Annotated in this window: 12 protein-coding genes; 7 read left to right on the forward strand and 5 right to left on the reverse strand. The window is 64.7% G+C overall.

The window, feature by feature from the left end:
• Window positions 1-144 precede the first annotated feature (144 nt).
• The 4 genes from SGCZBJ_RS15530 to SGCZBJ_RS15545 form a co-directional block, all read right to left on the reverse strand.
• Window positions 145-411: a VirB3 family type IV secretion system protein gene (locus SGCZBJ_RS15530; protein WP_101718903.1), complete on the reverse strand. Its 267-nt coding sequence runs from the start codon at window positions 409-411 to the stop codon at window positions 145-147.
• Window positions 411-722, reverse strand: a complete 312-nt coding sequence (locus SGCZBJ_RS15535) for a TrbC/VirB2 family type IV secretion system protein (protein WP_101718912.1) — start codon at window positions 720-722, stop codon at window positions 411-413. Before SGCZBJ_RS15535 ends, SGCZBJ_RS15530 begins: the two co-directional genes overlap by 1 nt.
• Window positions 723-808: 86 nt before the next feature.
• Window positions 809-1,717 carry a P-type conjugative transfer ATPase TrbB gene (gene trbB, locus SGCZBJ_RS15540; RefSeq protein ID WP_101718904.1) on the reverse strand — a complete coding sequence of 303 codons (909 nt, stop codon included), beginning with the start codon at window positions 1,715-1,717 and terminating at the stop codon, window positions 809-811.
• Between the two features lie 348 nt (window positions 1,718-2,065).
• The gene (locus SGCZBJ_RS15545; protein WP_101718905.1) at window positions 2,066-2,698 is read right to left on the reverse strand and encodes a TetR/AcrR family transcriptional regulator; all 633 of its coding nucleotides are present in this window, start codon (window positions 2,696-2,698) and stop codon (window positions 2,066-2,068) included.
• A 126-nt stretch (window positions 2,699-2,824) separates the two neighbouring features.
• Between SGCZBJ_RS15545 and SGCZBJ_RS15550 the strand changes: the two genes are divergently transcribed.
• From SGCZBJ_RS15550 to SGCZBJ_RS15570, 5 genes are all read left to right on the forward strand, one after another.
• Window positions 2,825-3,703, forward strand: coding sequence for an SDR family oxidoreductase (locus tag SGCZBJ_RS15550; RefSeq protein WP_101718906.1), 879 nt, complete (start codon window positions 2,825-2,827; stop codon window positions 3,701-3,703).
• Window positions 3,704-3,882: 179 nt separating this feature from the next.
• Window positions 3,883-4,314: a MarR family winged helix-turn-helix transcriptional regulator gene (locus tag SGCZBJ_RS15555; RefSeq protein WP_338065460.1), complete on the forward strand. Its 432-nt coding sequence runs from the start codon at window positions 3,883-3,885 to the stop codon at window positions 4,312-4,314.
• Complete coding sequence (locus tag SGCZBJ_RS15560) at window positions 4,311-5,633, forward strand: NtaA/DmoA family FMN-dependent monooxygenase (protein ID WP_101718908.1); 1,323 nt, start codon at window positions 4,311-4,313, stop codon at window positions 5,631-5,633. Before SGCZBJ_RS15555 ends, SGCZBJ_RS15560 begins: the two co-directional genes overlap by 4 nt.
• Before the next feature lie 33 nt (window positions 5,634-5,666).
• The gene (locus SGCZBJ_RS15565; RefSeq protein ID WP_101718909.1) at window positions 5,667-6,413 is read left to right on the forward strand and encodes an NADPH-dependent F420 reductase; all 747 of its coding nucleotides are present in this window, start codon (window positions 5,667-5,669) and stop codon (window positions 6,411-6,413) included.
• Between the two features lie 368 nt (window positions 6,414-6,781).
• On the forward strand, window positions 6,782-8,008 hold the full coding sequence (locus SGCZBJ_RS15570; protein WP_101718913.1) for a GAF domain-containing sensor histidine kinase: 1,227 nt from the start codon (window positions 6,782-6,784) through the stop codon (window positions 8,006-8,008).
• A gap of 298 nt (window positions 8,009-8,306) precedes the next feature.
• Here the strand turns inward: SGCZBJ_RS15570 and SGCZBJ_RS15575 are convergent, their stop codons facing one another.
• The gene (locus SGCZBJ_RS15575; RefSeq protein WP_101718910.1) at window positions 8,307-9,329 is read right to left on the reverse strand and encodes an IS110 family RNA-guided transposase; all 1,023 of its coding nucleotides are present in this window, start codon (window positions 9,327-9,329) and stop codon (window positions 8,307-8,309) included.
• Window positions 9,330-9,862: 533 nt separating this feature from the next.
• Here SGCZBJ_RS15575 and SGCZBJ_RS15580 point away from each other — a divergent pair.
• The gene (locus SGCZBJ_RS15580; protein WP_240621531.1) at window positions 9,863-11,629 is read left to right on the forward strand and encodes a methyl-accepting chemotaxis protein; all 1,767 of its coding nucleotides are present in this window, start codon (window positions 9,863-9,865) and stop codon (window positions 11,627-11,629) included.
• A 25-nt stretch (window positions 11,630-11,654) separates the two neighbouring features.
• On the forward strand, window positions 11,655-11,978 hold the full coding sequence (locus tag SGCZBJ_RS25430) for a hypothetical protein (RefSeq protein WP_133149269.1): 324 nt from the start codon (window positions 11,655-11,657) through the stop codon (window positions 11,976-11,978).
• Window positions 11,979-12,040 lie beyond the last annotated feature (62 nt).

The following is a 12,040-nucleotide window of genomic DNA, read 5'->3' on the forward strand; positions in this document are numbered from 1 at the left end:
CAGGTCCGGCCCGCGGAACTCAGCGGTGCGCTGGAACGAGCCGTCCTTGTTCAAAACCACGCCCGGCGCGATCAGGGCGGCCCAGGGCAGGAAGTCGGCCAGACGCGCCGGCCGGCGACGATATTCCCGAAGATCGAGCACGGCTCAGACCTCCGGGTAGGCCGGAAGCCGGACGTGGCGTCGGCCGACGTCGAAGATCTGCGGATCGCTGCGGGCGGCCCAGACCGCCAGACCGTGCCCGACCAGCCAGACCGCGAGGCCCGCCACCCACAGCCGCAGGCCCACCCCCAGGGCCGCGGCCAGGGTGCCGTTGACCAGGGCGATCGCGCGCGGGGCGCCGGCCAGCAGCATCGGCTCGCAAAGCGCTCGGTGGACCGGCGCGGCGAACCTGTGTCCGCGATCGCCGGCCATCAGACCAGCGCCCCGCCGCCAAAGCTGAAGAAGGACAGGAAGAAGGAGCTGGCGGCGAAGGCGATCGACAGTCCGAAGACGATCTGGATCAGCTTGCGCGAGCCGCCGGAGGTCTCACCGAAGGCCAGGGTCAGGCCCGTGACGATGATGATGATCACCGCGACGATCTTGGCGACGGGACCTTCGATGGACTCCAGGATTCGCTGCAGCGGTTCTTCCCAGGGCATGGAGGAGCCGGCCGCCTTGGCGGACGAGGCGACCAGCAGGGCGGCGATGGTCAGGGGCGGAACGCCCCCGCGGCAGTCGAGCATGGAGCCGGCGAGCAGGCGTGCGCGCAGGCGCGAGGGTTCTCGCGTGAACATCGAGGCAATCTCCGGGGGGTTTTAGGGGCGGGTTCTCAGGCGGGGCTGAGCTGGTAGGCGCCGTCGGGGCTGAGCCCTTCCAGGCGCGCAAGGTCCGCCAGGCGGCGCTGTCGGCCCCGCCCCTGCAGGACCGCGATCAGGTCGATGGTCTCGGCGATCAGGCTGCGGGGCACCACGACCACCGCTTCCTGGATCAGTTGCTCCAGGCGCAGCAGCGCGCCCAGAGCCGTGCCCGCATGCAGGGTCCCCACCCCGCCGGGATGGCCGGTGCCCCAGGCCTTGATCAGGTCCAAGGCCTCGGCTCCGCGCACCTCGCCGATGATGATCCGGTCGGGGCGCAGCCGCAGCGACGAGCGCACCAGGTCTGAGAGGCTGGCCACGCCATCGCGCGTGCGCAGAGCTACCTGGTTTTCCGCAGCGCACTGCAGTTCGCGCAGATCCTCGGCGATGATCACCCGGTCGCCCGACGCGGCGACCTCGGCCAGCAGGGCGTTGACCAAGGTAGTCTTGCCGCTCGAGGTCGGACCCACCACCAGGATGTTGGCGCGGATGGCCACCGCGTCGCGCAGCACCCTGCCCTGCTCCTGGCTCATCACGCCGGCGCGGACGTAGTCGGCCAGGGTGAAGACCAGGCTGGCGGGCTTGCGGATGGAGAAGGTCGGCGCTGTGACCAGCGGCGGCAACAGGCCCTCGATGCGCTCGCCTGTCCCCGGCAGCTCGGCCGACAGTCGAGGCCGGCCGGCGTGAATCTCGGCCTCGACGTGGTGGGCGACCAGGCGAAGGATCCGCTCGGCGTCGGCCGGCCCGATCGACAGCTCCGCGTCGATCAGGCCCGCATCGAAGCGGTCGATCCAGACCCGTCCGTCGGGGTTGAGCATGACCTCGGCCACGCCCGGATCCTCCAGCCGCGCCAGCAGCAGCGGCCCCAACGCCGTACGCAGCATCTGGCGGCTGCGCTCGCGTCCGGTCTCTGTCTCGGAAAAGTCCACGGCGGATCCCCGTTGCTTACGGGGATGAATAAGAAGACCCCGCTTCGGGCAATCTCAACAGCCAAATCGATCCATCGTGCCGCAGCGTAGAAAGACAGGGAAACGGCGGTCTTCGGAAGAGTGGATGCCATGGTGCGCCAGTTGCTGACGTTGGCATCTCTCCAGCAAGCAGACGTTCAGCGCGCCGAGCGCACGGGCGAGATCGACCCATTGCGGACTTTCGCGATGGTCACCACGCGACGCGATCATTCGCGCGCCACCTGTTCCTTGATCCCAACGTGGCGTGCCCGTTCTAACGCAGGATTACCGGTGACTTGCTCCAGTGCCCACGGCCCCCTCGATCAATAGTCTGGCTGCTTCGCGGTTTGCCTCCGCCAGAAGAGGGTCGCGCGACGCTTGCGCCATGACGATGGAGCCTTGGATCAGCGACAGGATCTGGATCACGGCTCTTTCAGGCTTGGGCAAGGCCAAGGGCTCGACGAGTGAGGCGACAAGCTCGCGCAGGCCCTCGAAGTAGGCGGTGATGGTCGCCTGTACGTCCGGCGTGTCGGCCTCCGGTCCGAACTCGGCCAAGCCCTTCACAAACGGACAGCCGCGGAAGGCGGGCGAGCGGAAGGGTCCGTCCAGCGCGTCGAAGATCGCCAGTATGCGTTCCTGCGCAGTGAGCCCAGGTTGCTGGGTCGCGGTCTCAAGCATCTGAAACCACACGGCGCTCTTATGGCGCAGATAGGTCGCGACGAGGTTGGCCTTCGACGGAAAGTGTTTGTAGAACGTCATCTTGGCCACACCGCTTTCGGCGATGATGCGGTCGATCCCCACAGAATGGACACTGAACCGGTAGAACAGGTCCGACGCTGTTTTTAGGATCCGCTCTCGCGGGGCGAGGGCGTCGAGCGGCAGCACCTCCAGATCCGCAAATTCCACAACTTCGGCCATGCCTACCCTTCGCGCCTCAAAGCCACACCCCGCGGAACAGACTAGTCTGTATATTGCCTGTTTGCAAAGACAGACAGATCTGTCTATATCGCCTCGCGATATCCCTTGGATGGAAAGATGAGATCGATGAGCGGAAAAATTGTCGTTGTAACCGGCGCCAGCAGCGGGTTTGGGAAGCTGACGGTCCTCGAGCTTGCGCGGCGGGGGCATGTCGTGGTGGCGACCATGCGCGATATCGCTGGGAGAAACGCCCCCGTCCGCCGCGAGCTTATCGAGGCTGCGAAGGTTGAAGGGCATGTGCTGCAGGTTCTCGAAATGGATGTCGCCGACGAGGCGTCGGTCAATTCGACGATCGACCAGGTCATCAAACAGCATGGAAAGATCGACGTGCTGATCAACAACGCCGGCGTCATGCCCGTCGGGGTTACGGAAGCCTACACGGCCGCGGACGTCGAACGGCAATTCGCGGTCAATTTCTTCGGCGCCGCGCGCGCCGACCGCGCCGTTCTGCCGCACATGCGCGCCGCCGGCGGCGGGCTTCTCGTCCATGTCACGTCCCTGATGGGGCGTGTGGTTATTCCATTTTTCGGCGTCTATTCGGCGAGCAAGTTCGCACTCGAAGCGCTGGCCGAAGCCTATCGCTACGAGCTGTCGAGCTTTGGTATCGACTCGGTCATCGTCGAACCAGGGCCCTTCCCGAGCAATCTTCTGTCGTCCAGCCCGGAACCGTCCGACCAAGGCGTGCTCGCGGCCTACGGCGAGGTCGCGGCGATCCCAGGCCAGATCAAGGCGCATGGCAGCGACGGCGACGATCCGGCCAATCCGCCACGCCCCCAGCTGGTCGCCGACGCCATCGCCCGGCTGGTCGAGGCCACCGAACGTCGCCCATTGCGGACGGTCGTCATGCCTGAGGGCCTGGATTACGGCGTCGAGCGGTTGAACGGGGTCGTTGCCCCGATTCAAAACGGTCTCCTCAGCGCGATGGGCATGTCGCATCTGATCTGAGACAGCGGGGCGGCTGGCAGCCCGCGCCTGCCGCCCCATGCCCACACCAATTGCGGTGTCGCGCCAGCCATTGTGAATGGATGAACGCCATCTCGACGACGCGGATCAGGGCGGCGGGTTGAAGTGCGCGCCAAAGCTATTATCTAGAGCGCTAGATAATAGCGCACTAGGAACTGAACGTGACACGTCATAGCGCGGCAACCCAACTCTCCTTCGCGCTTCACAGCGCCGCCAACCGCATGGTTCGCCTGCACAAGCCGATCCTAGAGCCCCTGGAGCTCACCTTTCCCCAGTATCTCGTCGTCCTCGAGTTGCTGGACGGTGGGCCGCGCACCGTCGGCGCCCTGGGCGGCGCGTTGGACATGGACACCGGGACGATCACGCCTCTGGTCAAGCGCCTGGAAGCGGCGGGCCGGGTAACCCGCACCCGCGACACCCAAGATGAACGCCGGGTCATGGTCGATCTGACGCCAACCGGTCGCTCCCTCGACGCGGCGGTCCGTGGCGTCACCGAACAGATCAAAACGGCATGCGAGCTGACCGACGAGGGTCTCGAGGACCTTCGGCGCACCCTCGACGCCCTCGCGCTCGCGCCGCAAGGCCCGGCATGACCAGACAGATCATTCTGGGCATGCACCTGGGCAACGGCTACGGCGCGCTGCCCGGCGCGTGGCGCGCTCCTGGCGTCGATCCGACGAACTATGTGAGTTTCGACGCCAAGGTTCGGCACGGCCAAGCGGCCGAGCGCGGTAAGTTCCACTTCCTCTTCCTGCCAGACGGCCCAAGCCTGGTGGCCGACATCGAGAACGAGCCTCCGCACTTCAACCTCGATGTAATGCTCACCCTTGCGGCAGTGGCCCGAGAGACCGACCGCATCGGCCTGATCGCCACCGGTTCCACGACCTTCAACGCGCCCTACAACCTTGCCCGCCAATTCAAGGCTCTCGACCTGATGAGCCACGGGCGCGCGGGATGGAACGCCGTCACGTCAAGCGGTGAAGACGTCGCCGCCAACTATGGCGCGCGGCTCCCATCGAGCGCTGAGCGCTATGGGCGGGCGCATGAGACCATCCAGGTGGTGCAGGCCCTGTGGGGCAGCTGGGGAAGAGAGGCCTGGGTTCACGACCAAGCCACTGGCGCGTTCGCCAACGCCGATGAGATCGCGCCGATCAACCTGCGCGGTCAGTTCGTTGGCTCACGCGGACCGCTTTACATTCCTCCATCGGAACAGGGTCAGCCGGTCATCGTCCATGCGGGCGGAAGTCCCAACGGTCACGAATTGGCCGGCCGCTTCGCCAACGCCGTCATCGGGGCGGCGTTCAGCATCGAGGACGCCCGCGCGCAAAGAACCGCATTCCGCGACGCGGCCGAGCGCGCCGGACGTGACCCCGACGAGATCAAATACTTTCCCGGCCTGATGACCACGATCGCCTCCGATAGGCGCACGGCGCTGGATCGCCGGATCGCGCTGACACAGCGGACCTTCCCGCAGCGCGCGGCCTACCTGATGCAGATACTCGGCTTGCGCACCGAGGCCATCCGGCTCGACGAGCCTCTGTCAGCCGCACAGCTCGCCGCCGCACGTCCCTCTCCCCAGGACCCTCGCTCCGCTCACGCCCTGAAGATCGCCCGCGAAGGCTGGAGCCTAACCGATGTGCTGGCCCACGGGGTGATCGACTATCACCCGGTAATCGTCGGGCCCGCCATAGAGGCGGCCGATCACATGCAGGCCTGGTTCGAAGCCGGCGCCGCCGACGGCTTCTGGATCTCGCCCGACATCTACGATGATGGGATCGACGCCTTCGTCGATGGCGTCGTGCCGATTCTGCAGGAGCGCGGTCTTTTCCACCAGGACTACGCGGGCTCGACGCTTCGCGACCATCTCGGCGCGCCGGCCCAGTACGGCGTCGATCCGCGCGCAATGCGCTGAACTGAAATTCTCAACCTTGCGGAAGGAAACGCCATGAAGATCGGCATTATCGGAACGGGCAACATCGGCGGCGCGCTCGCCCGCAAGCTGGGCGCGGCGGGTCACCAGATTCGTGTCGCCAATTCGCGCGGCGTCGAAGGCGTGCGCGCCTTTGCCGAGGAGGTCGGCGCGACGCCTGTCGACATAAGAGGCGCCGTGAAAGGCGTGGACGCCCTCATCCTCTCTATCCCGTTTCCCGCCGTCGCCGGCCTGCCAAAGGACCTGTTCGACGACTTGCCTGAGGCGGCGCCAGTGATCGATACCGGCAACTACTACCCCGGCATGCGCGACCCCCAAATTTCCGAGATCGACGACGGGCTGGCGGAAAGCGTCTGGGTGTCACGTCAGATCGGTCGCCCGATCGTCAAGGCGTTCAACAACATTCTCGCCTATTCCCTCGCCGAGCTCGGCCGCCCCGCAGGCGCGAGCGACCGTCTGGCCATCGCCATGGCCGGTGACGATCCGAAGGCGAAGACCATCGTCGCAGGCCTGGTGAATGACGTGGGCTTCGATCCCGTCGATGCCGGCGCCCTAGCCGACTCCTGGCGCCAACAGCCATCGACGCCGGCCTACTGCTGCGATTGGAACGCGGAGGAGACGCGCGCCGCCTTGGCCTTGGCCCAACCCGGAGCGGCGCCGGCCAAGCGCGATGCGATGATGGAGGCGTATTCAAAGCTTGGAGCAAACCCCACCCACGCGGACATCGTGGCGTCGAACCGCGTTGCGAACGCTCCAAATTAGATGGAAGCAGAGGGGCTACGAGCTGTCTGGGTCGTCAGATCCAGGCTGCTTGCTCCTAGCTGACGCGCCCAACGTCCGCCCAAGGCTGCCAGGCTCCAGGTCAGCCTTCGGAGCCGGCGCCGCTATACCTAGCCGACCCATGTCGGACTTCTGGTGCGGTGCGACCGCGACCCACCCTCTACAGTCGGTCGCGGCGTCTGCTTCTTCGGCGTGGTCGCGCCAGGAGCTGACTTAGGCCCAGCTCCGGCAAGTGGACCTTGAAGTCGCCGTCGTCGCGGCAGAACCGATCTTCAAGGAGACTGCGTTGCGTCTTGCCTTCCACGTAAAGGCCAAGCATCGTCGCGCCATTCTTTGAGGTGGACCTGGGCATGACGGAAATCGCTGACGATATTGCGGCGATCGCCTCGATCGGTCTCGTTCCCAGAATCCTGCAGAACATATGTCGCCTAACCGGGATGGGGTACGCGGTCGTCTCTCGGGTCACGGCCGATCGTTGGGTCGCCTGCGCGGTGGCTGACGACATCAACTTTGGCTTGCCGGTTGGCGGCGAGTTGAAGGTCGAAACGACGCTTTGCAGCGAAGTTCGCGACCATCACCAATCAGTCGTGATCGACCACGTCGCGGCCGACCCGATCTATAGCAATCATCCCACACCTGCGATGTACGGACTGCAAAGCTACATTGCCGTCCCCATTTTCTGCCGCGGCGAGTTCTTTGGGACCCTGTGCGCAATCGATCCGGAGCCGGCCCCGCTGACGGATCGCGATGCGCAGGAGACCTTTGAGATCTTCGCGGAATTGATTGGTGAGAAGCTAGCGGATCAGCACCAGCTCGCGGTGAGCCAGGCGGCGCTGTCAGATGAACGAGCCGGCTCTGAACTCCGGGAACAGTTCATCGCCGTACTCGGCCACGACCTGCGCAACCCGTTGGCCGCCATCGAAGGTGGCGTGCGCCTGCTTCGCAAAGACCCGACCGGACCGAAGAGCGATTGGATCCTCGGACAGATGGAGACAAGCACCGCGCGAATGGCCGGCCTAATTTCCGACGTGATGGATTTTGCACGCGCACGTCTCGGCGGCGGCTTCAATGTCGATCTTTCTCTCGAAAGCGAAGTCGGGTCCGCACTTCTCGATGTCGTGTCTGCACTTCGGACAGCCCATCCCGAGCGCGTCGTCGAGGCTGACATCGATATTCCCACGCCGCTGCCGGCCGACCCCGCCCGGCTAGCTCAACTCCTTTCGAACCTTTTAGCCAACGCGTTGACCCACGGCGCCAGGGACGCGCCCGTTTCGGTCGAGGCGAAGACTGTGAACGGCGTGTTCGAACTGTCCGTGGCCAATCAAGGTCCGCAGATCCCTAGAAAGACGCTTACCCGTCTTTTCCAACCTTTTGAGCGGGCCGCGGCCAAGCCGACACAGCAAGGTCTAGGGCTTGGCCTTTACATCGCTTCAGAAATCGCGCGCGCCCATAAAGGGACCCTGACGGCCAGTTCGGATGCGAGCGAGACCCGATTTACTTCCGCATGCCGGTCGAGGATTAGCCACTTTTTATTGACGGAAGGCGTTTCGCCCAGGGATTGTGCACCTGCTTGTTAGAGGATATTTGCGCGCTCGTGGCCGACCCGCGCCATGTGTGGACGGCTCCCCGTTGGCAAGGGTGATCTGACGTTCTGCGAGGCTTGGTCGGTGCGGCCATGTGTTCGACCTGTTGGTGCGGTACGCATGACCGCTGGCCATAATGCCTTCCGCGAAGACGGGTCCCTACCAATTGCACGCGCTCGAGGCGCGATGGCGTGAGTGGGTTGTCCCGTCTTCCGGTATCGACCGGCTGTCGCATTACATCTGGTCCGCCCTTCCCAAGTTCGTTGGCCGCAGCGTGGCCCTGGACCTGTCTCTAAGCCGGCTGCGGCTCCCGATACCGCTCACCGCTGGTCATGATCGCCCAGATCATCCGAGCGTTCTTGTTGGCCAGCGCGACCGCCGCGACCTTCGGCGTTCGCCTCGCCAGTAGCTGCAGGAGCCACGGTCGACGCGTGCCATTGCGCTGGACGTATCGAACAACGGCCAGGGCGCCGACGACTAGCATCTGTCGCAGGTATCGATCGCCCTGCTTGGTGATGCCGCCAAGCCGCTCCTTTCCGCCGCTGGAGTTCTGTCGAGGAACCAGGCCTATCCAGGCCGCCAAGTTGCGGCCAGTCTTGAAGGCCGCCGGATCGGCCACGGCGGCGACCATGGCGCTGGCCAGCAGCGGCCCGACGCCGGGAATCTCCATCAGCCGGCGGCCGACCTCGGTTGCGCGAGCGCTGGTCCGGATTAGGCGATCGGTCTCCAGGATCTGCAGGTTCAGCAGGCGGATCTGATCGACCAGCATCGTGAGGCAAACGCGCGCCTCCCGCGGCACACGATCATCGGCGCTATCGAGGATCACCTCGACCAGCTTGCCGAGCCCTTCCCGGCCGATTGCTGCCGCCAGGCCGAACTCGGCCATGTGTCCGCGAATGGCGTTTGAGAATTGAGTGCGTTGGCGCGTCAGAGCCAGCCGTGTCCGATGCAAGACCATGACGCTCTGCTGATCAGGCGACTTCACCGGCACGAACCGCATCGTCGGCCGGGTCACCGCCTCACAAATGGCCTCAGCGTCGGCCATGTCGTTCTTCTGCCGCTTCAGATAGGCCTTCACGTAACTGGGCGGCATCAACCGCACCTCATGACCCAGGCCGATCAGCTCACGCGCCCAGTGGTGGGATGCGCCGCACGCCTCGATGCCGACGAGGCAAGGCTCCAGCTTGGCGAAGAACGACAACAGCCGCGCTCGCGGGAGCTTTTGCCGAATGACGACGGCGCCCTCCGCGTCGACCCCGTGCACCTGGAACACCGACTTGGCGATGTCCAAACCGATCGTGACAACCTGACCCATGGCTCTCCTCCAGGTCAAACCGGAAGCTAAGGCTTCCGGTGGGGTGGAGAGCCGTCCACAGCATCATTTGCGGACATTGCGTCGGCGCCAAGAACACGACGCTCCTGGGCCCGGCGCGCCAATAGCCGACTTTGGATCACCTCCGAGAACACGACTTCGGCGCTCAGGTGGCGCACGCGCCTCGGGCCGAGAGCATCCAATCGCGCCGCGCCAAACTTCCTCTGTAGATGTCATCAAATCAGCCGGTCGTTTCTCAGGCCCGATGCGATGCGGCAGATCGTCGCTAGAAATCTTCACGTTCGTGTCGGGGGTTTCCCGCATAGCGCGAAATCAGGTCAATATTCTCCATCATCAAATTCTCTGAACAGAAAATAGCTACCTTTAATTGAGAACAGGCAACCCAAATCGGGCTCGATTTTCTAAGACCGCGACAAATCACGCCTTCGAATTTTACCGTTCGTTGACCCCAGTTCGCTTCCTTTGCGCGAAAGCTTGACCTCGGAGGAAGCGCGGTGATTGGGTTACGCAATCGTTTGAATGGCAATCCGGCCCATACCTTGGCGGCGCTGGATCGTTCACTCGCCACGATCGAATTCGACCTGTCGGGCAAGATCCTGTCCGCCAACGCCAACTTCTGCGACGCCATGGGCTATGGGCTCTCCGAGATCGTCGGCAAGCACCACAGCCTATTCGTCGAGCCTGAGTATGCAGCGAGTCAAGACTACCGCGACTTCTGGTCCAAGCTCGGCCAAGGCGAGTTCGATGCGCGTGAATATCTGCGCATCGGCAAGGGCGGTCGCGAGGTCTGGATCCAGGCCTCCTACAATCCTGTCCGCAACGGCTCGGGCAAGGTTGAGCGCGTGGTGAAGGTCGCCACCGTAATCACGGACCAGAAGCTGCGTAACGCGGATTTTGAAGCCAAGCTCACCGCCATCAGCCGCGCTCAGGCGATCATCGAATTCTCCACCGACGGCTTGGTTCTGGACGCCAATCAGAACTTCCTCGACGCGCTGGGCTACAGCCTCTCGGAGATCAAAGGGCAACACCACCGGATGTTCGTCGACAAGACCTACGCCGGCTCGCCCGAATACGCTGACTTCTGGCGTAAGTTGAACGCGGGCGAATATGTCGCCGCCGAGTTTAAGCGTGTCGGCAAGGGCGGCCAGGAGGTCTGGATCCAGGCCTCTTACAACCCCGTGTTCGGGCCTAGGGGCCGCGTCGAGAAGATCGTGAAATTCGCCACGGTGGTGACCGGGCGGGTCGACGCCGTCAACCAGATCGCCGCCGCCCTTGAGCGCTTGGCGGCTAACGACCTGACCAGCCGGCTCGACCAGCCGATCGATCCGCAGTTCCAGAAACTGCGCGACGATCTCAACCGCGCCCTGGCCGCCCTCGACGAGACCATGAGTTCGGTGACCACGGCCACCGGCAGCGTCGGCGCTGGCGCCGACGAGATCTCTATAGCCTCGGACGACCTCTCCCGCCGCACCGAGCAACAGGCCGCCAGCCTCGAGGAGACCGCCGCCGCGCTCGACGAGATCACCGCCACGGTCAATCGCAGCGCTGAGGGCGCCCGGCAGGCTTCGGCAGCGGCATCCAGCGCCCGGGCAGACGCCGCTCGTTCGGGCGAGATCGTTGGCGACGCCGTGGCCGCCATGGGCGAGATAGAGAAGTCGTCGGGCCAGATCACCAGCATCATCGGCGTCATCGACGAAATCGCCTTCCAGACCAATCTGTTGGCTCTCAACGCTGGCGTCGAGGCCGCCCGCGCTGGGGAGGCTGGTCGCGGCTTCGCGGTTGTCGCCCAGGAAGTCCGCGCTCTGGCCCAACGCTCAGCCGAGGCGGCCAAGGAGATCAAGACCCTGATCGCCAATAGCGGCTCGCAGGTCGAACGCGGCGTGAAGCTGGTCGGCGAAACCGGCCGCGCGCTCGGCGAAATCGTCGAGAAGGTTGGCCAGATCGACGGCCTGATCTCCGAGATTGCCCAGTCTTCCAAGGAACAGGCGACCGGCCTCAACGAGGTCAATGTCGCGGTCAATCAGATGGATCAGGTCACCCAGCAAAATGCGGCCATGGTCGAGGAGGCCACCGCCGCGTCCGCCAGCCTGAAGTTCGAAGCAGGCGAGCTTCGCCAGATGGTCGGACGGTTCAGAATCAGCGCGGTCACGGCGACAAGCGCCGCGTCCAGCCCGCCTCGCGAGCGTCCCGGCGCGATCAAAAAGACGCGCCCAATGACCCGCGCCCCGATGCTGGTCCGGGGCTCAGCGGCGCCGACGCTCGATAGCTGGGAAGAGTTCTGAGTCAGGCCCACATTGGAGCGAGCGCATGACCGCTGACGAATCCACATTGCTGATGGGCGACTATCAGTCTGGCGTTACCGCGGCCCTGATCGGCATCCTCATCGCGCTGGGCGTGATGTCGCGAGAGGAGTTCGCCGGAGCGCTCGATCGTCTCGAGCACGCGCGACGATGGGCGCCTTCGCGGCCTGTTCCGGCCCCTGATCGACAACCTTCTCGTGCGACGATCGCCCCCAGCTCGTCATCGAGGCCTCGGTCGTCGTCCGACGCGCGCCATTTGCTGCCGTTGGCACGCCTCCAGGGAGGCGACATTCAGGCGCTGCCCCCAGACCGACCTATCAGCCTGGCTTGATCAAGAGGAAGGCACCGGCGAAGCAAATGGCCAGCGCTAAGCCGATCCAGAGCACCCGCATC

The sequence above is a fragment of the Caulobacter zeae genome, from assembly GCF_002858925.1.
Classification (GTDB): Bacteria; Pseudomonadota; Alphaproteobacteria; order Caulobacterales; family Caulobacteraceae; genus Caulobacter; species Caulobacter zeae.